Here is an 18,904-nt window from a genome sequence, read left to right as displayed (position 1 = left end):
TCAGTGTTGGTTCGATGACAGGATTGGCTTTATCTTTCGCTCTTGCTGGCGGGTGATTCGCTGGCCGCCGTCGCATAGGCGATGCACTGCCGGGCAAGCACGTCGGTCGGATCGATCAGCCTCACACGAGCGCCGTTTCTGCCTGTGAACTCGCTGTGTGGAAGAAGAAGCGGGAGTTCGGTGCAGCCCAGGACGATGACTTCGACACCTTCAGCAATGAGGCCTTCGACGGCTGCAGCGATGTCTTCCTGGCACTGCCCCGTCGTGAACCCTGCCTTGACTCCGTCCTTGCCGTAGATCGCTTCCATCACGCGCGCCTGGAGTTCGGGGCCCGGCGCAACCTGGAGAAGCCCCTGCGATTCAAGCGCTTTTTCATAGACACCGCTTGCGATCGTGCCCGAGGTCGCGAGCACGCCGATCTCGCGTTGCGCCGGATAAGACTCGCGCAGATAGCGGACCGTTTCCGTCAGCATGTTCACGATGGGGATGCCAAGGTACGGCTGGATGCGTTCCACAAACGCGTGAGCGGTATTGCACGGAATGGCGATGATGTCGGCATCGCCCTCCTCCAGCCGCTTGCACGTTGCGTAGAGCGACACCGTCGGGTCTGCGCCGTCGCCGATCAGATTCTCGGTACGATCGGGAATCTGCGGGTTCTGTTCGACGAGCAGCCTGATGTGATCCTGGTCCCGTTGAGCCGGCGTGTTGCGCACGATCTTGTCGAGGAAATCGATCGTCGCAGCGGGGCCGACTCCGCCCACGACCCCGACCTTGAACACACCCGAGGGCGGATCGTATTGGCCCGACACGACGTGCTGTGCATACACGAGGTTGGAATCGACCAGCGGTACGCTCAGCAGACGGATTTCATCCGCGACGAGCGCGATCTCGGTCATGCCCGGAACGATCACATCGACGCCTTGCTCGATGAGATCCGCGCAAGCGTTGTGCAGCAGTTCAACCGGCCGGCCGCGCAGATGACCGCTCTTGATGCCTTCCGGGCCATACACCGCTTCAGTGACGCGGTCGATGCCTTCGTTCATGCGCGGGTGAACAACCTCGAACTCCGGCGACGTGAAGTAACGCTCGAACAGTCGTTTCTCCCGCGTGTAGTCCGACGCGAGGACACCTATGCGACGCGCTCCGCGAAATCGCCTGCGGACGTGGTGACGCACCGCTTCAACCATATCGACGATCTGCAGCGTCGTGTTCGATTTCAGTTCATCGATAAAGGTGTGACTGAGAAAGCAGGGAAGCACGACTGTCGTCACGCCCCGCTTTTCAAAATCGCGGATCATGTTGAAGATGTAGAGCTTGCGCTCGGTCGTGGCGGCGCTTCCCACGCCCGAGCTCCTGAACGGATGCTGCTGGAAAATCAGATCGGCGTGCTCGGCATCCGTCGACGGCGGCATTGCCTTCACGAGCTTGAAGAACACGTCGGCGCTTCCCAGCGGCCCGAGGCCGCCGACGATACCGTACTTGCGTCTGTTCTCGACATTCCCGGGCGTCATTTCGCTCCGACCTCCGCCTGATCGAACAGCGACGAGTCATCAGGTTCGCTCTGCCGGCGACCCTCCCACTTTGCAATGACGGCTGTCGCTACGCTGTTGCCGATGACATTGGTCATCGTGCGTCCCATATCGAGGATCTGATCGATGGCCAGCACCATCGCCACGCCTGCAGCCGGCAGATGAAACATCGGCGCCACTGCAGCGACGACGACGACCGAACCGCGTGGCACGCTGGCCATGCCCTTGCTGCTCAGCATCAGCACCAGCAACATGAAGATCTGCTGCGAAACGGGCATGTCGACACCAAAGGCCTGCGCGATGAAGATCGCGGCAAATGCCTGATACATCATCGAACCGTCCAGATTGAAAGCATAGCCCAGCGGCAGCGTAAATCCGACGACCTTCTTGTCGACGCCGAACTTCTCCAGTTGCTCCGTCAGACGGGGATAGGCTGCCTCACTGCTGGCCGTCGAGAAGGCGATCATCGCCGGCTCGCGCACAGCCTTGAGCAAGGTACCGACGCGACGGCCGAGGAACGCATAGCCAACGCCCGTCAGAATCAACCACAACAGCGCCAACCCCAGATAGAACGAGCCAATCAGCTTGCCGTAGGTGTAGAGCACGTCGACGCCCCGCAGCGTCACCGCCGAAGCAATGGCCCCGAACACGCCCAAGGGCGCGGCGCGCATCACATAGTTGGTCAGGCGCAGCATGACGGGCACCATCCCGTCGATGGCCTTGATGACGACCATCACGCGTTCGTCTTTCTTCAACGCACTGAGCGCAAGTCCAAGCAAGACCGAGAAGACCAGAATCTGCAGGATGTCGTTGCGCGCCATCGCATCCATCAGGCTGGTCGGAAACGCGTGCGTGATGACGTCCTTGACGTTCAATGCCGACGTATTGAGCCCGGTACTCACCTCACCGGCATTCTCGACCAGATGCAGGCCGGCGCCCGGCTGCAGCAGATTGGCGAGCACGAGACCCAGACTCAGCGACAGCAAGGATGCACAGATGAACCAGCCGACGGAGCGCAGGCCGATCCGGCCTACATCCTGCCCGCTGTCCATCCCGGCCAGCCCGGACACGAGCGTAGCGAAGACCAGCGGCGCGATGATCATCTTGATGAGCCGCAGAAAGATGTCCGTGACGATCGAGAAATAACCGGCCACGGCCTTGACCGTCGCCGGGTCGGACAAGCTCGTATGACACACATAGCCGGCAACGACCCCGAGCACCATCCCGGCGGCAATATTCAGTGTAAGGCGATTTTTCATGTCCATCCGTCCTTGAGTGGCGCAATGCAATCGCAAGGTGATTGCAATGCGCTGGAAGAGGTCTGGAGCGACGTCGGCCACACGTCGAGCCAGAATCAGAACGGATGGTAGAGATGGTCAAAAAGACGTGAATGCAAGTGCTGCATGCGGGCATGCGAAATTCGCATAAGGCGGGAAAACCCTAGCCCGTTACGGGTGAAACGGCACGAAGATGCTGCCAGAGCGTATCCAGAAACTCATTGCGGTTGGATGCGTCGCGATAGACGCGAAGCTCGATTTCCAGATTCCACGCAGACGGACCGGCGGGAACCAGCTCGCCCTGGTCGAGTTCGGCAGCGATGGCGCTCTTCGGGAGCCACGCGATGCCTTCGCCTTCCATCACGAGCTTCTTGAGCACTTCGGCCATGTCCGATTCATAGTGCAGCCGCAATGCCGGGGTATCGGAAGCCCGGCTGAGCAGCAGGGCAAGACAACGCCCGAAGTAGCTCGTTTCAGTGTACGAAATATGTGGCAAGGGCTGCTTGGTCGTTCCCGGCAGGCGAAACAACGGAGCCAGACGCGGGTTCGGCCTGCTGGCAGGCATCAGCGTGTCGATACCGACTGTGACGTGCTCATACTTCACAGGATCGAGATGCAGCGGTAGTTCGGGGTGGTGGTACGCGAACATCAACTCGCAGTTGCCGTTCACGAGCATCAGGATCGAGTCATGCACATTGGTGGGCACCACACGTGCGCGCACTTCTCCAAAGTGAGTCGAGAGATGCTTGAGCCACGAAGGCAGGAAACTCAGCGCGATCGTGTGCCCGGCCGCGATCTGCAGGCTCTTGCCGGCGATGCGTTGCTCGGTACGTATGATGGCGCGGGTATCGAAGAGCTTGTTCAGGACGTCATCGGCGACTTCGCGGAACAGTTGCCCTGCAGGTGTCAGGACGGGAGGGAAGCTGCTGCGGTCGATCAGTTCCGCGCCAACCCATTGCTCGAGAGACTGAATGCGCCTGCTGAATCCGGATTGGGTCACGTTCCGGAATTCTGCCGCACGTGAAAAGCTCTGGTACTGAGCGAGGGCGATGAAGTCCTCGATCCACTTGATTTCCATAGCGAGTGGGTAGCCTTGTGGGACAGGGGCATTCTACCTCTCGTCCGTTTGCGTTCCTGTGTGATCCAGGCCGGTCCGCTCGCTTCGTAACGAAGCCTCCACATGACCGGTTGCGGATGGCGTCTGCACCTTTGAGCTACAGACGCCATCCTGCCTTGGCGCGAGATATCTGCTTCGCCAGAACGTCGGCGGCATTTTCAACACCGGTCTGTCGAGGTCAGTACGTTGCAGAAAATGCCTGCTGCACTTTAGCGGGTGTCGTGATGCCGTTTGCGATCAGCAATTGCGTCAACACACGGGCCTTTTGTGGATTGAGATCAAGAGAGGCGACAAAGCCGCTCTTGTCATCGTCAACTTCCACATTCCGATTCACGAAGCCCGTTCCAACCCGGGAAGCGCGAACCACGACAATCCCCATCTTCGCGGCCCGCTCCATGGCAGCCAACGCCGCCTTCGATACATCACCGTCGCCTACGCCAGCGATCACAATCCCTTTCGCATTGTCAGCGACGGCATGGTCGATCTGCGACGCATCCATATTGCTGTGCGCGTAGACAATATCGACGCGGGGCAATGGTCCGGCAGCGGGCAGCGTATACGGAGATTGACGGGAGTCCGTTAGGGGCGTGACGAATCGGATCGACGCCGGATCGACAAATCCTATTGGGCCTGCATTCGGCGACAGGAATGTCTGAACGGAGGTTGTGTTCGTTTTGGTGATCCAGCGCGGGTCGTGGATCGTATCGTTCATGACCACCATCACACCGCGCCCCTGCGACTGAGGACTCGCCGCCACCTCAACTGCTTCGAGAAGGTTATTCGGGCCATCGGCGCCGACAACACCACCCGGTCGCATGGACCCGACGAGAACCACCGGCTTGCGAGAATGCAAGACGTTCTTCAGGAAGAAGGCGGTCTCTTCCATCGTATCCGTACCATGCGTTATCACGACACCATCCGCCTCGCCGCGATCAAAGATCTCATTGATGCGCTTGGCCAGCTGAAACCAGATCCCGTCGTTCATGTCTTGCGAACCGACATTCGAAACCTGTTCGGCAGTGATCGTTGCGAACTTGCCGATTCCCGGAACATCCTTGAGCAACTGCTGGCCGGTTCTCTCGCCGGAGTTGTAACCAATGGCTGAACGTGCGTCTGCCGTTCCAGATATCGTCCCACCCGTCGCAAGCACCACGATGCGTGGCAGCTTTTTGTTCTGGCCATCGACGGTGGTCGACTGATCCGCATTGGACTCAGCGGCTACCGCAAATGTCGAGCAGACGGGGAGCGCAATGCATGCCGCGATCAGCAGCGCGCTCACGGTACGGCCTGGCGCAAAAGCGAGTCGGGATAGTGTGTTCATGATCGTATGTGAATGAGTAAGAAACCGTGACGGTACTAAACCGGATTCATCGGCCTGGCTACGATCGGGCGAAGCGCGTTACGGTCGCCGACCGATGAGCTGTGCCTTCCATTCAGTGTATGCACCACGGGGTCGTGAAAACAGGGTTGCGATCCGTCCGCAGTACGCTGGGAAAGGCCTGGAGCGATGTTGGCCAAACACCGCTCCAGCGTAAGAACGGATGGTAGGGACGGCCAAAAAAAAGTTGATGCTAGTCATGCATGCAGGTATGCGGACTTCGCATAACATCATCGCCGCCGACCACGAAGGGCCAGTGGTCTGTAAGTGGTCAATCTCTTAGGGCGCAGTCGAACAACCACCTTCGCCTGCACCTCGCTGCTCTGCCGCACGCTTCGATGCATCTCCCGCACCGTTTGCGATCACGCGCGCCCCATTGTCGATAGCGCCGCCCATCTCCTCTCCCACCCGCTTTCTGTCCGTCCAGCACCGTTCCGGCAAATCCGGTAAGCCGGGCCGCATATTCCTGCCAACTATGGTCGCCCCGAAGACAGCCGCGATAATTCGGCCTGGAAGTCGCTAAGAATCGTGCGTTCCCAACCTGCGCACCGCCGCAAGGCAAGCGCCAAGGACGACCGCGATGCGACTCAAGAAAATCCCTACGACAGTAGTGACCGGCTTTCTCGGCGCCGGTAAGACGACACTCGTCAATCACATCCTCGACGCGACGCGACCGATGCAGATCGGCATTGTCGTGAACGAGTTCGGCGAAGTGGGCATCGACGGCCAGTTGATCGTGGCCGACGAAGAAGCCGTCGTCGAAATCAACAACGGTTGCGTGTGCTGCACGGTTCGCACGGATCTCGTCGCGAGCGTGCGCGATCTGCTCGCGCGTTTCGGTGACCGGCTGGAGCGGCTGATCGTCGAGACCTCGGGCCTTGCCGATCCTGCGCCCGTATTGCAGACCTTTCTCGCCGATCCCGACGTGCGCGAGCGCGTCGAACTGGAATCGGTGGTCGCCGTCATCGACGCGCTGCATGCCGATGCGCAACTCGACGACGACATCGCGAGAGAACAGGTCGTGTTCGCCGACCGGATCATCGTCAACAAGACCGACATCGCCTCGCCGCAAGCAGTCGATGCGCTGGTCGAACGCATCCGTCAGCTCAATCCGACCGCGCAGGTCGACTTCGCGAATCACTCGGCCGTCGCCGTCGATTCACTTCTAGGCGTGCGCAGCTTTTCGCTCGACAACCTGCTCGCCGTCGAACCCGATCTACTCGACGAAGCCGGCCACGACCACGAGCACGACGACACGATCGCATCGTGCGCGTTCATCGTGCCAGGCGCGCTCGACGCAACGCGCTTCAACCGTTGGATCAATCAGCTCGTGCAGACAGACGGCCAGCAACTGCTGCGCATGAAAGGCGTGCTCAACCTGCACGACGAAGCGCGGCGGCTGCATTTCCACAGCGTTCACATGCTGCTCGACGCGAAGTTCGGCAAGGCGTGGTCGCGCGATGAACACCGCGAGAACCGCTTCGTGATGATCGGCAGAAACATCGACGCCGAGCGGATGCGCGACGGTCTGTTGAGTTGCATGCACTAACCCTTTCACTCAATTTCCTTGAAGGAGCACGCAAATGAAAAAGCCTGAGGCGTACACATTGAGCATCGGCGTTCTTGCTGTCGCCGACACATGGCTCACGGGAACCCTGCTGCCCGTTCCCGTCTGGGTGACGTTCATCGCCTGGGCATCGTTCTTCGTGCTGGGCGGCGGACGCGCAGGCTTCGTCAAGAGCGTCGCGTCGAATCTGACCGGGCTCGTGATCGCCTCGCTGACGCTGCTGTGCATTGCGACGACGAGCGGCAGCGCATTCGCGGTCGCCGTGCTGGTCGGCATCGGCAGCGCGGCGATGGTGCAGGCGTCGAAGCTCAAGCTGCTCGACGTGTTGCCCGCGATCGTGTGGGGCTTCGCATCGACAGTCGGCACCACCGTCGCGACCGGCAAGGCAATCACGACGGCAGGCATCGGCAACCCCGCGCTCGTCGCCGCTGCCGCGCTCGTGACGGGCGCGGCGTTCGGCTTCGTGTCGGAAGTCGTGGGCGAAGCGCTCGCATTCAGGCGCCAGCATCGGCTTGGCTAAGTCTCTCTTCACCACTCTGCGGAGCGAACCGTGAAATTACAGCATCACCTTGGCGGCATCGAAAACCTCGGCCCCGTCAGCACCGAGACGCGTGTTTTCGTTGAGCCGTGGGAAAAGCGCATCTTCGGCATTCATACCGTGATGATGGCCGAGAGCGCGCATCTGGCGAACGCGCTGCATCCTTACCCGATCGATCAACTGCCGACCACGTTCAAGAACGACTGGACCTGGGCATCGCTGCGCACGGGCGCCGAAGACATGCAGCCATTCGATTACTTCAAGTACCGCTATTACGAGAAGTGGCTAGGCGGCATTTCGCAATTCTTCGTCGATCAGGGTTACATCACGGCGGAGGAACTCGCGGAGAAGACGGCGCACTATCGGGCGAGCCCGGATGCCACCTTGCCTGACAAGCCGGACACGCCTCTCGCCGCGCAAGTCGATGCGTATCTGCAAAACGGCGATTCGGGCTATCACGCACTTGAACGCACAGCACGCTTTGCAAAAGGCGACACGGTGCGTATCGCCGACCCCGACGCCGTCGATCACACGCGTCTGCCCGGCTATCTGCGCAACAAGACGGGCACCGTCGATCTCGTCTACCCGGGCGCGTTCTCATACTTCGTATCGACAGGTGTTGACGGCATCGGCGAGCCGATGCCCGTCTACCGGATCGCCTTCGATACCGCCGACATCTGGGGCGAAGGCAAGAGCGAAGCCAACACGACCCTCTACGCCGACCTGTACGAAGCCTACGTGCAGCCGGCCAACTAAACCGACAGCGAGACCAGCATGACCCCAATGTTCGAATATCCCGACGACCGCGAAGCGTCGAGTGCCGCCAAGGTCCGCGCACTCGAAGCGCTGCTGATCGAGAAAGGCGTGATCGGCAGCGATTCCGTCGATGCCGTACTCGCGCACTTCGAGACGATGGCCGGCCCGTTCAACGGCGCGAAGATCGTCGCGCACGCGTGGGTTGATCCAGAGTACAAGCAGCGCCTGATCGACGACACACCCAAAGCGATTGCCGAACTTTCGCTGCCGCTCGGCATGGCGGGCGCGGAAGGCGAGCACATGGCCGCCGTCGCCAACGACACCAACGTACACAACCTGATCATCTGCACGTTGTGCTCGTGTTATCCGTGGCCCGTGCTCGGCCTGCCGCCGTACTGGTACAAGGACCCGGTGTTTCGCGCGCGCGGCGTGCGCGAGCCGCGCGCGGTGCTGCAGGAATTCGGCGTGACCGTGCCCGCGGCGAAGGAAGTGAAGGTGTGGGACAGCAGCGCGCAAATCCGCTGGTTCGTCGTGCCAGAGCGTCCCGCGAACACGGAGCACCTGAACGAGGAAGAACTCGCCGCACTCGTCACACCGGAATCGATGATGGGTGTCGCGCTCGTCGCTGCGCCCACGGCTTGAGGACATCGCCATGTTCACGCGCTTCGAGGAATACGCCGCGGCATCGATGCTCGGTACACCGGACTCGCCGCCGCGTCTGGACGGCAAGCTGTTTTTCACCAACCGCTGGGAGCGCGACGTGTTCGGTCTCGCGCTGTCGCTGTCGAAGGCGGGCTGCTTCGAATGGGAAGACTTTCGACAGAGCCTGATTGCGTCGATTGCGAAGTGGGAAATGATCGACTGCGAGAACCAGCCGCGCTGGGACTACTACGAACGCTTTCTCGAAGCGCTGTTGAACGTGGTCGAAGCGAGCGGCGTGCTGTCGCGCGACGAACTCGCGCGCGTCGTTACGGCGCGGCGCGTGGCGGTTCAATCGTAAGCCGGACATCCTGATCATTCATTCACACTCAAGAGGTTTTTCATGAACGATGCTGTTCTCCAACCAGTAGACGCGCTCGCGCCCATTCCGCTTCGCGAACTGCTGCCGTGGATCGTCTTCGGCGGCCTGCTGATGTTGCTGGTGCTGTACTTCGTCGGCGCAGAGGAAGGCGCGACGTCGCTCGTGCCGGGTATGGTTGTGCATGAGTTCGTGCATGACGGGCGCCATCTGCTCGGTTTCCCCTGCCACTGACAAGGAGACGATCATGGTCGGCAAGCTGTTGATGCGCGGCATGCTCGCGGGTGTCGTCGCGGGGTTGATCGCGTTTGGATTCGCGCGCGTGGCGGGCGAGCCGCAGGTCGATCGCGCGATCGCCTTCGAGGAACACACGCACGCCATGGAAGGCGACGCGCACGAACCCGAACTGGTGAGCCGCGACACGCAAGCCGGCCCCGGTTTGCTGACGGGCGTCGTCGCGTACGGCGCGGCGTTCGGCGGGCTCTTCGCGCTGACCTTCGCGTGGGCGTGGGGACGCGTCGGCAAGCTCGGCGCACGGCCGCTTGCCGCGTGGCTCGCGCTTGGTGCGTTCGTCGCGCTAGTCGTCGTGCCGAATCTCAAGTATCCCGCTAACCCGCCGTCCGTCGGCGATCCGGATACGATCGGCTATCGCACAGGCTTGTATTTCCTGACGATCGCGATCTCGGTCGCGATCATGGTGCTGTCGCTCAACGTGCGCAGTGTCGTCGCGCGTCGCTTCGGCGCGTGGAACGGCGCGCTGGCGGGGCTGCTCGCGTTCGTCGTGATGCTGGCCGTGGTGCTCGCGGCATTGCCCGCCATCGACGAAGTTCCGGCCGCTTTCCCTGCCACGCTGCTGTGGAAGTTCCGCATCGCCGCGATCGGCATGCAGGCCGTGATCTGGACGACGCTAGGCGCGCTGTTCGGCGTGCTGGCCGAGCGCATCGGATTCGCCGACTCGCGCATGCGCGGCGATGCGCGCGGCGCCAGCGCTGCGACGCAAGCTTTTTGACTGCCCGGACGCGTCGGGCATTGCCGTATAGACTAACCGTTCGAGGCGCCCACCCACGCGGGCGCCCGTCTTCCAGCGTATCCGGACACTCGCGATGAAACGCATCAAGGTCGGCATGCTTGTCTTCCCCGGTTTCCAGCTGCTCGATATCGCCGGACCGAGGGACGCGTTCGCCGAAGTGAAGATACTGAGCAAGGGCGAGTGCGAATATGAAATGCTGACGGTCGGCACGACGCGCGGTGCCGTGCAATCGTCGAGCGGCTTGAGCACGATGCCCGACCGCACGATCTTCGACGTGTGCCCCGAGTTCGACACGATTATCGTGCCCGGCGGCCTCGGCATCTTCGACGCGTTCGACGACCCGGCGCTAAGCGGCTGGCTCAGGACGCAGCACAGGCAATGCCGCCGCGTATCGGCGATCTGCAACGGGCTGTTTGCGCTCGGCGCGGCGGGCCTGCTCGACAACAAGGTAGTGACGACGCACTGGATGGACGTGCCGCGCCTCGCCGCGACGTTTCCGAAGGCGAGGATCGAGCCGGATCACATCTTCGTGCAGGACGGCAACATCTACACGACGGCGGGTGTGACGGCAGGGATCGACCTGTCGCTCGCCATGATCGAAGACGACTTCGGCCGCCAGATGGCGCTCGATGTCGCGAAGTATCTGATCGTCTATCTGCGGCGCGCAGGCGGGCAGTCGCAATTCAGCCCGCTGCTGGAGACGCAGGCGTCGCCGGGTTCGCAGATGGTCGCGCTGCAGCAGTTCATGCTCGACAACCTGCATGTGGACCATACCGTGGCGTCGCTCGCCGAACGCGTACACATGAGCGCGCGCAACCTGTCGCGCCTCTTCGCAAAGGAATGCGGCATCACGCCGATGACGTTTCTCGCCAACGCGCGCATCGATGCGGCGAGGCGCTTTCTCGAAGCCACCGATCTGTCGCTGCGTGACATCGCGCAGCGCTGCGGCTTCGAAGACACCGACGGATTTCGCAGGACCTTCCATCGCCGGCTGCAGATCAACCCGGCCGACTATCGCGACCGCTTCAGATCGAAGAAGCCGCTCGCAGAGAAGAAGAAACAGGCCGCGCCGCGCGCGGAGTCTCGCGTGTCTGCCACGGTTTCGAATAGCGCGATGCGTGACCCGCGCTAATACTGTTTGCAACTCACTACGAGCTTGCGCGTCGGATAGCTGCCGTAGTCGGTGCGGCTTCTGCTTTCCTGCCGATCCACCACATCATATCCGCCCGGACATGTTTTCCTTGCCGCCTTGTCGCAGATCTTCCAGCTATAGAGCAGGCCGTCGCACGCAATCACCGCGCCGTCGCGGCCGTTCGTGAGCGTCGGCTTGACCGTCGCGCTGCATGCGGTCAGAAAAAGCATCAGGAGAATCGCGCTGCGCCGCATCAGATTCCCTCGGTGTGAGTGGATCGTCCGATTATAGAAGCGGATGCGCGCAGGTAACGGGAGCAACCGCACGCTCCCGTAGAAGTCACTACCGCGGAATCTTCCCGCCGAGTTCGTCGTCGATGAAGGCGCGGACGATATCCTTGAACGACGCGTCGCCGTGCAGCCCAAGCTGCGTCGCGCGCGACACATCCCATCGCGCAGGCCAGCTGCCGACGATCTTCTCGACACGCTCATCCGCCTTCCATTCGATGCGCGCCGCGACGGCATCGCCTGCCACCTCGCGCAGCGCGGCGACCATTTCGTCGACCGTCACCGACACGCCCGGCAGGTTCACGGTGCGGCGATTGCCCAGCGCCGCGCTGTCGATCTCGCTTCCTGCGATAAGACACTCGATCGCCTTGCGCGGCGACAGTAGCCACAAGCGCGTCGACCCGCTCACCGGGCACACGGCCGGTTCGCCGGTGAGCGGCTCGCGAATGATGCCGCTCGCAAACGACGACGCCGCCGCATTCGGCTTGCCCGGCCGCACGCTGATGGTCGGCAGGCGCAACACACGGCCATCGACGAAACCACGCCGCGCATAGTCGTTGAGCAGCAACTCGGCGCCCGCCTTCTGCGCGCCATAGGATGACTGCGGATTGAGCGCGGTTTCATCGAGCACGACATCGGGCAAATCGCCACCGTAGACGGCGACCGAACTCGTGAACAGCACGCGCGGCCGATGCCCGCGCGCGCGGCACACGTCGAGCAGCAGCCGTGACGCGTCCAGATTGATGCGCATGCCAAGTTCGAAATCGGCTTCCGCCTGGCCGCTGACGATCGCCGCAAGATGGAAGATCGCCGCCGTCTTGTCGTCGATCAGACGTTCGAGCACGCTGCGCTCGGCAATGTCGCCGACTTCGACGCGCACGCGTTCGTCTTTCGGACCCTGCGCCGCGACGACGTCGAGCAACACCAGTTCGGTGATCGGCTGACGCTGTCCGTCCGTGCCCTTCAGTTCGCCGCGTGCGAGCAGCTCGCGCGCGAGACGCTGGCCGAGAAATCCCGCGCCGCCCGTGATCAGTACTTTCATGTTCCAGTTAATCCTCAGTGTGTCTGTCGAACGCGCTCAGGTACCACCTTAGCTGCGTGCCTTCAGGTACGGCCTGATCCATCCAAGTCCATCGGACGTGCCTGCGCGCGGCCGGTATTCGCAACCGATCCAGCCGTCGTAACCCAGCTCGTCGATCAATGAAAACAGATACGGATAGTTCACTTCGCCGATATCCGGCTCGTGCCGCTCGGGCACGCCCGCAACCTGGATATGGCCGATGCCCTTGATGTCGCGCTTGAGCTTCACCGCGAGATCGCCTTCGACGATCTGGCAGTGGTAAAGATCGAACTGCACTTTCAGGTTCGCCGCGCCGACTTCCGCGCAGATCGCCTGTGCATCGTCCTGCCGGTTCAGAAAGAAGCCGGGGATATCGCGCGTGTTGATCGGCTCGATGACGACGGTGATGCCGTCCGCCTGCGCGGTCTTCGCCGCATACGCGAGGTTCTTCAGATACACCTCGCGATGCGCGGCGCGCGATTGCTCCGGCTTGATCAAGCCCGCCATCACGTGCAACTTGTCATTGCCGAGCACGCGCACGTACTCGAGCGCCGTATCGACGCTGCGGCGAAACTCGTCCTCGCGGCCCGGCAACGACGCGATGCCGCGCTCGCCCGCCGCCCAGTCGCCGGGCGGCGCGTTGAAGAGCGCCTGGGTGAGACCGTTTTCGGTCAGACGCGCCTTCAGATCGGCGGCCGGAAAGTCATACGGGAACAGAAACTCCACGGCCTCGAAACCATCGCGCGCCGCAGCGGCGAAGCGATCGAGAAACGCGTGTTCGTTGTACATCATCGTCAGGTTGGCGGCGAAGCGAGGCATCGAAGCAACTCCTTTTAAAGCGCGTTCAGCGGTTCACGAGCCGCGCGGGCGTCAGCCAGGTGGCTAGCGCGCCGATCACGAGCATCGTGGCGAGCACGTACATGCCGGACTGCGTGCTGTGCGTGAGGTCCTTAAGATAGCCGATCATGTACGGGCTCGCGAAGCCCGCCAGATTGCCGATCGAATTGATGATCGCAATGCCCGCCGCCGCCGTCGCGCCCGACATGAACGCCGTCGGCAGCGACCAGAAGAGCGGCGCGCAGGTCAGCACGCCCGCTGCCGCGATCGAGAGGGACGCGATCGATACGACCGTGTTGTCAGCAAACGAAGCCGCAACCGTAAAGCCGACCGCACCCGCAAGCGCCGGACCGATCAGATGCCAGCGGCGCTCGCGACGCTTGTCCGCGCTGTGGCCCATCACGTTCATCACGACGATCGCGACCAGAAACGGAATCGCGCTCAACAGGCCGATCTGGAACGCGCCCGTTACGCCCGTCGACTTGACGAGCGTCGGCATCCAGAACGTCAACCCATATTGACCCGTGACGAACGCGAAGTAAATCAGCGACATCCACCACGTGCGCGGATCGCGAAACACGGCGCCGACCGAATGCGACTTCGTTTTCTCTTGCGGCTGCGCGGCGATTTCATCGGCGAGCAGTTTTTTCTCGCGCGGCGTCAGCCATTTCGCGCTGGCGATGCCGTTGTCGAGATACAGAATCGTCGCGATGCCGATTGCGATGGCGGGCACCGCTTCAATCACGAACATCCATTGCCAGCCCGCGAAGCCATGATGCGAATCGAAGCTTTGCATGATCCAGCCCGACAGCGGATTGCCGAAAATGCCCGACACGGGAATCGCCGACATGAACACCGCGATGATCTTCGCGCGACGATGCGACGGGAACCAGTAGGTCAAATACAGGATCACGCCGGGATAGAAACCGGCTTCGGCAAGACCGAGCAGAAAGCGCAGCGCGTAGAACTGCGCCGGTGTCTTCACGAATACGAAGAGCGCGGACATCACGCCCCAGGTGATCATGATGCGCGCAATCCAGATCCGCGCGCCCAGCTTGTGCATCAGGATGTTGCTAGGCAATTCGAACAGGAAGTAGCCGACGAAGAACACACCCGCGCCCAAGCCGAACACCGTTTCGCTGAACGCGAGATCCTGCGACATCTGCAGCTTCGCAAAGCCGACGTTGACGCGGTCCAGATACGCGACCACGTAGCACAGCATCAGGAACGGCACGATGCGCCAGAACACCTTGCCGTAGGTGCGTTCGACTTCAGCCGCGCCGGGTTGTCCGGCTGCGTCGGCAGTTGATGCGGGGCGTGCGGATGCCGCCTGATAGCTTGTCATGCACTGTCTCCTTCGAATGGCGCCGGTTATTAGCCGCCCGCTTCATGGCGGTCGGTCCTCCGGCTTTTTGCCTGGTTGGTCATGCGGATGGCCCGCGGCGTGCGCGGACCGTTGAGCTTCTATGCTTCCGGGCGTATCACCAGCGCGCGCCGAATACCGTGCGCAATTCTTCAAGCGCTGTTTCGTCGAGCGGCGCGGGACGCGGGTTCGTCATCAGCCACAGGCGCGCCGTCTCTTCCAGCTCTTCGAGCACGTACGAAGCCTGCGATACCGACCGCTCCCACACCACAGGCCCGAGCCGTTCGAGCAACACGCCGCGCACACTTTCAGCGAGCGCCGCGATCTGCTGCGCGACTTGCGGATCGCCGGGACGCCGGTAGCGGATCAGCGGAATGTGGCCGACCTTCATCACGTAGTACGGCGTGATGGGCGGCAACACGTCGGCGTCGTTCCAGACACCCGCGAGCGTCAGCGCGACAAGATGCGTCGAATGCGTGTGTACGATGCCGCGCGCCTCGCCGTTGCGCTCGTAGACGCCGCGATGCAGCGCGAGCGTTTTCGACGGCTTGCCGCCTGACACGGCGTTGCCTTCGAGATCGACTTTGGCGATCTGCGCGGGGTCGAGACGGCCGAGACAGACGTCCGTCGGCGTGATCAGCCAGCCGTCGTCGAGGCGCGCGCTGATGTTGCCCGCGCTGCCGACGGTATAGCCGCGCTCGTACAGGCTCGCGCCCGTCACGCAGATTTCTTCGCGGACTTTTGCTTCGCTGCCCGAGTGGATGGCGAGCGTCATTGCGCGCCTCCGTCGAGTTGATGCAGCGCCTTCGCGAAGAAATCGACGGCGCCGAAGTTGCCCGACTTGAGCGCAAGAGCGAGCGGCTCAGCGCCGATGGTCGCGGTCGCGGGCACGCCGGGATCGATCTGCTTGCCGATGCGCAGCATTTCGACGCGGAGCGCCTGCACCACGGCGCCCGATGTCTCGCCGCCCGCGACGACGAACTTGCGCACGCCGAGATCGTGCAGCCCGCGCGCAATCGCAGCCAGCGTGCGTTCGACCAGTTCCCCGGCTTGCGCGACACCGAGTTCGCGCTGCGTGGCCTTCACGTCATCCGGCGATGCCGTTGCGTAGATCAGCACAGGCTGAGGCTGCGCCGCGTTCATATGCTCGCGCGCGAAGGCGAGCGCCTGTTCGACGACGGGCTCACCGCGCGCGGCCGCCAACGGATCGATGCGGAACGCTGGGCGCGTTTCGCGCCACGCGGCAACCTGCGCATTGGTCGCTTTCGACGCGCTGCCCGCCAGCACCGCCGACGCGCCTTCGACGCGCGGCAGTTCACCGGCATCGGCGGCATCGTCGAGCAGACCGGCACGGCGGAAATTGCCCGGCAAGCCGAGCGCAACGCCCGAGCCGCCCGTGATCAGCGGCAGGTCCGCGCAGGCTTCGCCGAGCGTGTAGAGATCGGCGTCCGACACTGCATCGGCGATCGCCATGCGCACGCCGTCGTGGCGCAGCGCATCGATCGATGCACGCACGGCTTGCGCGCCCTGCGCCACCGCGTCATAGCGCACGAGGCCGACTTTCGAGCGCGTTTGCCGCTGCAGCACGCGCACGAGGTTCGCGTCCGTCATCGGTGTGAGCGGGTGATGTTCCATACCTGATTCGTTGAGCAGCGCGTCGCCGACGAACAGATGCCCGCGATAGATCGTGCGGCCGTTTTCGGGAAACGCCGGGCACGCGATCGTGAACGGCGTGCCGCCGTCGATCGCCGACAGCGCATCAAGCAGCGCATCGGCGACGGGGCCGATGTTGCCTTTATCGGTCGAATCGAAGGTCGAGCAGTACTTGAAGAAGAACTGGCGGCAGCCTTGCGCGCTCAACCAGTCCAGCGCGTCGAGCGATTGCGCGACGGCATCCGCGGCGTCGATGGTGCGCGACTTCAGCGCGACGACCAGCGCGTCCGCTTCGATGCGGGTATCGGCAGCGGGCACGCCGATGGTCTGGACGGTGCGCATGCCGCCGCGCACCAGCATGTTCGCGAGATCGGTCGCGCCCGTGAAGTCGTCGGCGATGCAGCCGAGCAGGGGCTTGCGGGTAGAGGTGGTCATCTCGTTCGGCTCCGCTTAGCGCTTCGGCGGCACGTCGATGCCGGGGAAAATCTTGATGACGGCGGAATCGTCTTCGCCGCCATGCCCTGCCGTCGACGCCATCATGAACATCTGATGCGCCGCCGCCGACAACGGCAGCGGAAACTTCGAGCGGCGCGCGGTATCGAGCACGAGGCCGAGGTCCTTGACGAAGATATCGACGGCCGACAGCGGCGTGTAGTCGCCGTTGAGAATGTGCGGCACGCGGTTCTCGAACATCCACGAGTTGCCGGCGCTGTGCGTAATAACGTCGTAGAGCGCGTCGGCGTCCACGCCTTCGCGCAGGCCGAGCGCCATCGCCTCGGCGGCGGCGGCGATGTGTACGCCCGCGAGCAGCTGGTTGATGATCTTCACTTTCGACCCCGCGCCATGCTGATCGCCGAGGCGGTAGACCTTGCCCGCCATCGCTGCGAGCACGTCGTCACATGCGGCGTAGGCGGCGGCGGGGCCGGACGTCATCATCGTCATTTCGCCCGATGCCGCGCGCGCGGCGCCGCCCGACACGGGTGCGTCGAGCATCTGCAAGCCGGCCGCTTCGACGCGGCGGCCGAGGTCGATGGCGAAGTCGGGCGCAACGGTTGCGCAGGCGATCACGACGCCGCCGGGTTTCATCGCCCGAATGGCGCCTTGCTCGCCGAATAGCACGGTTTCGGTTTGCGCCGCGTTGACGACGAGCGTGACGACGACGTCGCATTGCGCGCCGAGTTCAGCGGGACTTGCGCAAGCCTTGCCGCCATCGGCGACGAACTGGTCGAGCACATCGCGGCGCACGTCGCACGCATGCACGTTGAAGCCGCCGCGCAGCAGCGAGCGCGCGACGCCCATTCCCATCGCGCCAAGACCGATCACTCCGACATTTCTGGACATACCATTCCTCTACGAACAATGCTTCGGACGACGGCTCGCGCGTGTCGCGAGCAGACGTGTGTGGATCAGCAGATACCGGCCTCTGCCAGGCGGCGGGCGGCGTTGTACATGTGCGTTTGCGCGGCGTTGCGGGCGGCCAGTGGATCGCCTGCGCGGATCGCGGCGACGATTGCCGCGTGCTCGTCGCGCACCTGACGCGAGAAGTCCTCGCGCAGCGCTTCGTTGCGGCGCGTGATGACGGTGCCTGCTTCGAGGTACTGGTTGAGGAACGTGAGGGTCTTCAGGAAATACGGGTTGCCCGTCACGGCAGCGATCGTGCGATGAAACGCGACGTCTTCAGCGACACCGTCGCGGCCCTCGGAGACGGCTTCGTCGATCTTTTTGAGGACGGCGTCGATGGCAAGCATGTCGGCGTCCGTGCGGCGCATGGCGGCTTCTGCTGCGACTTCGGCTTCTATTGCGCGGCGCACTGCGAGGATGTGCAGCACTGAGCCGCCTTCCATGGCTTCTGCGTAGTCGATTCGCAGTGGGCGGATCGCGCCGTGGGCTGACACATAGACGCCGCTGCCCTGGCGGGGCTCGACCACGCCTTCGTTCTTCAGGCGCGAGATCGCTTCTCGGATCACTGTGCGGCTTACGCCGAACTCTTGCGATAGCACGGCTTCTGTGGGCAGCTTACCGCCGCGGGCGAAGGTGCCTTTGTCGATTTGCGCCAGCAGCTGTTGAGCGACTGTGTCGCTTAGCGCCCGGCTCGGGATTTTTTCGAACATATCAGTGGATTTGCCATGTCATAGGGTCATCATACAAATTTGCCTGCGGCGGGTGGTATGGGGGGAAACCCTCGGGGTTTGGGTTTGAGCCTTCGTGGCGCGGGCGATGCCGGTCGGTGTTTTTTTGGCCTTGGCGCTGGCGTTCGCGGTTGAGGCTTCGGGGTGCGGGCGGTTTGGTTTGGTTTGGTTTGGTTTGGTTTGGTTTGGTTTGGTTTGGTTTGCTTGGGTTTTCGCTGGCGTCCGCGTCTTGT

20 protein-coding genes are annotated in these 18,904 nt (G+C 62.8%); 8 read left to right on the top strand and 12 right to left on the bottom strand.

Going from position 1 to position 18,904, the window contains the following annotated elements:
- Nucleotides 1-29: 29 nt before the first annotated feature.
- The 4 genes from cuyB to BLT65_RS17000 form a co-directional block, all read right to left on the bottom strand.
- A complete protein-coding gene (gene cuyB, locus BLT65_RS17015; protein WP_091779326.1) occupies nucleotides 30-1,511 on the bottom strand; it encodes a cysteate racemase in 1,482 nt (493 codons plus the stop codon).
- Nucleotides 1,508-2,788 (bottom strand): dicarboxylate/amino acid:cation symporter, encoded by a 1,281-nt coding sequence (locus tag BLT65_RS17010; protein WP_042315074.1) that lies wholly within the window; start codon nucleotides 2,786-2,788, stop codon nucleotides 1,508-1,510. Before BLT65_RS17010 ends, cuyB begins: the two co-directional genes overlap by 4 nt.
- Nucleotides 2,789-2,969: 181 nt before the next feature.
- Nucleotides 2,970-3,884 carry a LysR substrate-binding domain-containing protein gene (locus tag BLT65_RS17005; protein ID WP_042315055.1) on the bottom strand — a complete coding sequence of 305 codons (915 nt, stop codon included), beginning with the start codon at nucleotides 3,882-3,884 and terminating at the stop codon, nucleotides 2,970-2,972.
- A 217-nt stretch (nucleotides 3,885-4,101) separates the two neighbouring features.
- Nucleotides 4,102-5,202, bottom strand: coding sequence for an asparaginase (locus BLT65_RS17000; protein WP_091779324.1), 1,101 nt, complete (start codon nucleotides 5,200-5,202; stop codon nucleotides 4,102-4,104).
- 679 nt (nucleotides 5,203-5,881) lie between these two features.
- Between BLT65_RS17000 and BLT65_RS16995 the strand changes: the two genes are divergently transcribed.
- The 8 genes from BLT65_RS16995 (at nucleotide 5,882) to BLT65_RS16960 (ending at nucleotide 11,342) form a co-directional block, all read left to right on the top strand.
- Nucleotides 5,882-6,850 (top strand): CobW family GTP-binding protein, encoded by a 969-nt coding sequence (locus tag BLT65_RS16995; protein WP_091779322.1) that lies wholly within the window; start codon nucleotides 5,882-5,884, stop codon nucleotides 6,848-6,850.
- 34 nt (nucleotides 6,851-6,884) lie between these two features.
- Complete coding sequence (locus BLT65_RS16990; protein WP_091779320.1) at nucleotides 6,885-7,388, top strand: DUF1097 domain-containing protein; 504 nt, start codon at nucleotides 6,885-6,887, stop codon at nucleotides 7,386-7,388.
- A gap of 30 nt (nucleotides 7,389-7,418) precedes the next feature.
- Complete coding sequence (nthB, locus tag BLT65_RS16985) at nucleotides 7,419-8,162, top strand: nitrile hydratase subunit beta (protein ID WP_091779318.1); 744 nt, start codon at nucleotides 7,419-7,421, stop codon at nucleotides 8,160-8,162.
- Nucleotides 8,163-8,180: 18 nt separating this feature from the next.
- On the top strand, nucleotides 8,181-8,804 hold the full coding sequence (gene nthA / locus BLT65_RS16980; protein WP_091779316.1) for a nitrile hydratase subunit alpha: 624 nt from the start codon (nucleotides 8,181-8,183) through the stop codon (nucleotides 8,802-8,804).
- A 10-nt stretch (nucleotides 8,805-8,814) separates the two neighbouring features.
- On the top strand, nucleotides 8,815-9,162 hold the full coding sequence (locus tag BLT65_RS16975; RefSeq protein ID WP_091779314.1) for a nitrile hydratase accessory protein: 348 nt from the start codon (nucleotides 8,815-8,817) through the stop codon (nucleotides 9,160-9,162).
- Between the two features lie 42 nt (nucleotides 9,163-9,204).
- Nucleotides 9,205-9,414: a CbtB domain-containing protein gene (locus BLT65_RS16970; RefSeq protein WP_091779312.1), complete on the top strand. Its 210-nt coding sequence runs from the start codon at nucleotides 9,205-9,207 to the stop codon at nucleotides 9,412-9,414.
- 13 nt (nucleotides 9,415-9,427) lie between these two features.
- Nucleotides 9,428-10,189 (top strand): CbtA family protein, encoded by a 762-nt coding sequence (locus tag BLT65_RS16965; protein ID WP_091779310.1) that lies wholly within the window; start codon nucleotides 9,428-9,430, stop codon nucleotides 10,187-10,189.
- Between the two features lie 94 nt (nucleotides 10,190-10,283).
- Nucleotides 10,284-11,342 carry a GlxA family transcriptional regulator gene (locus BLT65_RS16960; RefSeq protein ID WP_091779308.1) on the top strand — a complete coding sequence of 353 codons (1,059 nt, stop codon included), beginning with the start codon at nucleotides 10,284-10,286 and terminating at the stop codon, nucleotides 11,340-11,342.
- On the opposite strand, the gene BLT65_RS16955 is transcribed toward BLT65_RS16960, so the two are convergent.
- The 8 genes from BLT65_RS16955 to BLT65_RS16920 form a co-directional block, all read right to left on the bottom strand.
- Nucleotides 11,339-11,572 carry a hypothetical protein gene (locus BLT65_RS16955; RefSeq protein ID WP_244186509.1) on the bottom strand — a complete coding sequence of 78 codons (234 nt, stop codon included), beginning with the start codon at nucleotides 11,570-11,572 and terminating at the stop codon, nucleotides 11,339-11,341. The genes BLT65_RS16960 and BLT65_RS16955 overlap by 4 nt on opposite strands.
- Nucleotides 11,573-11,684: 112 nt before the next feature.
- Nucleotides 11,685-12,671, bottom strand: a complete 987-nt coding sequence (gene denD, locus BLT65_RS16950) for a D-erythronate dehydrogenase (RefSeq protein ID WP_091779304.1) — start codon at nucleotides 12,669-12,671, stop codon at nucleotides 11,685-11,687.
- A gap of 48 nt (nucleotides 12,672-12,719) precedes the next feature.
- Nucleotides 12,720-13,508: a 2-oxo-tetronate isomerase gene (gene otnI / locus BLT65_RS16945; RefSeq protein WP_091779302.1), complete on the bottom strand. Its 789-nt coding sequence runs from the start codon at nucleotides 13,506-13,508 to the stop codon at nucleotides 12,720-12,722.
- Nucleotides 13,509-13,533: 25 nt separating this feature from the next.
- Nucleotides 13,534-14,871, bottom strand: coding sequence for an MFS transporter (locus BLT65_RS16940; RefSeq protein WP_042315043.1), 1,338 nt, complete (start codon nucleotides 14,869-14,871; stop codon nucleotides 13,534-13,536).
- A gap of 136 nt (nucleotides 14,872-15,007) precedes the next feature.
- Nucleotides 15,008-15,664: a 3-oxo-tetronate 4-phosphate decarboxylase gene (gene otnC, locus BLT65_RS16935; protein WP_091779300.1), complete on the bottom strand. Its 657-nt coding sequence runs from the start codon at nucleotides 15,662-15,664 to the stop codon at nucleotides 15,008-15,010.
- Complete coding sequence (otnK, locus tag BLT65_RS16930; RefSeq protein WP_091779298.1) at nucleotides 15,661-16,977, bottom strand: 3-oxo-tetronate kinase; 1,317 nt, start codon at nucleotides 16,975-16,977, stop codon at nucleotides 15,661-15,663. The genes otnC and otnK overlap by 4 nt, the downstream gene beginning before the upstream one ends.
- A gap of 15 nt (nucleotides 16,978-16,992) precedes the next feature.
- Complete coding sequence (gene ltnD, locus BLT65_RS16925; RefSeq protein WP_091779296.1) at nucleotides 16,993-17,883, bottom strand: L-threonate dehydrogenase; 891 nt, start codon at nucleotides 17,881-17,883, stop codon at nucleotides 16,993-16,995.
- Nucleotides 17,884-17,948: 65 nt separating this feature from the next.
- Nucleotides 17,949-18,653 carry a FadR/GntR family transcriptional regulator gene (locus BLT65_RS16920; RefSeq protein WP_042315039.1) on the bottom strand — a complete coding sequence of 235 codons (705 nt, stop codon included), beginning with the start codon at nucleotides 18,651-18,653 and terminating at the stop codon, nucleotides 17,949-17,951.
- Nucleotides 18,654-18,904 lie beyond the last annotated feature (251 nt).

Source organism: Paraburkholderia steynii (genome assembly GCF_900100565.1).
In the GTDB taxonomy this organism is placed as follows: domain Bacteria; phylum Pseudomonadota; class Gammaproteobacteria; order Burkholderiales; family Burkholderiaceae; genus Paraburkholderia; species Paraburkholderia terrae.
This window is presented reverse-complemented; position numbering and strand designations above follow the sequence as displayed.

Coding starts and splice junctions, on each gene's coding strand:
- cuyB (WP_091779326.1), bottom strand. CDS start 1,511: ATGACGCCCGGGAATGTCGAGAACAGACGCAAGTACGGTATCGTCGGC.
- BLT65_RS17010 (WP_042315074.1), bottom strand. CDS start 2,788: ATGAAAAATCGCCTTACACTGAATATTGCCGCCGGGATGGTGCTCGGG.
- BLT65_RS17005 (WP_042315055.1), bottom strand. CDS start 3,884: ATGGAAATCAAGTGGATCGAGGACTTCATCGCCCTCGCTCAGTACCAG.
- BLT65_RS16995 (WP_091779322.1), top strand. CDS start 5,882: ATGCGACTCAAGAAAATCCCTACGACAGTAGTGACCGGCTTTCTCGGC.
- BLT65_RS16990 (WP_091779320.1), top strand. CDS start 6,885: ATGAAAAAGCCTGAGGCGTACACATTGAGCATCGGCGTTCTTGCTGTC.
- nthA (WP_091779316.1), top strand. CDS start 8,181: ATGACCCCAATGTTCGAATATCCCGACGACCGCGAAGCGTCGAGTGCC.
- BLT65_RS16975 (WP_091779314.1), top strand. CDS start 8,815: ATGTTCACGCGCTTCGAGGAATACGCCGCGGCATCGATGCTCGGTACA.
- BLT65_RS16970 (WP_091779312.1), top strand. CDS start 9,205: ATGAACGATGCTGTTCTCCAACCAGTAGACGCGCTCGCGCCCATTCCG.
- BLT65_RS16965 (WP_091779310.1), top strand. CDS start 9,428: ATGGTCGGCAAGCTGTTGATGCGCGGCATGCTCGCGGGTGTCGTCGCG.
- BLT65_RS16960 (WP_091779308.1), top strand. CDS start 10,284: ATGAAACGCATCAAGGTCGGCATGCTTGTCTTCCCCGGTTTCCAGCTG.
- BLT65_RS16955 (WP_244186509.1), bottom strand. CDS start 11,572: ATGCTTTTTCTGACCGCATGCAGCGCGACGGTCAAGCCGACGCTCACG.
- denD (WP_091779304.1), bottom strand. CDS start 12,671: ATGAAAGTACTGATCACGGGCGGCGCGGGATTTCTCGGCCAGCGTCTC.
- otnI (WP_091779302.1), bottom strand. CDS start 13,508: ATGCCTCGCTTCGCCGCCAACCTGACGATGATGTACAACGAACACGCG.
- BLT65_RS16940 (WP_042315043.1), bottom strand. CDS start 14,871: ATGACAAGCTATCAGGCGGCATCCGCACGCCCCGCATCAACTGCCGAC.
- otnC (WP_091779300.1), bottom strand. CDS start 15,664: ATGACGCTCGCCATCCACTCGGGCAGCGAAGCAAAAGTCCGCGAAGAA.
- otnK (WP_091779298.1), bottom strand. CDS start 16,977: ATGACCACCTCTACCCGCAAGCCCCTGCTCGGCTGCATCGCCGACGAC.
- ltnD (WP_091779296.1), bottom strand. CDS start 17,883: ATGTCCAGAAATGTCGGAGTGATCGGTCTTGGCGCGATGGGAATGGGC.
- BLT65_RS16920 (WP_042315039.1), bottom strand. CDS start 18,653: ATGTTCGAAAAAATCCCGAGCCGGGCGCTAAGCGACACAGTCGCTCAA.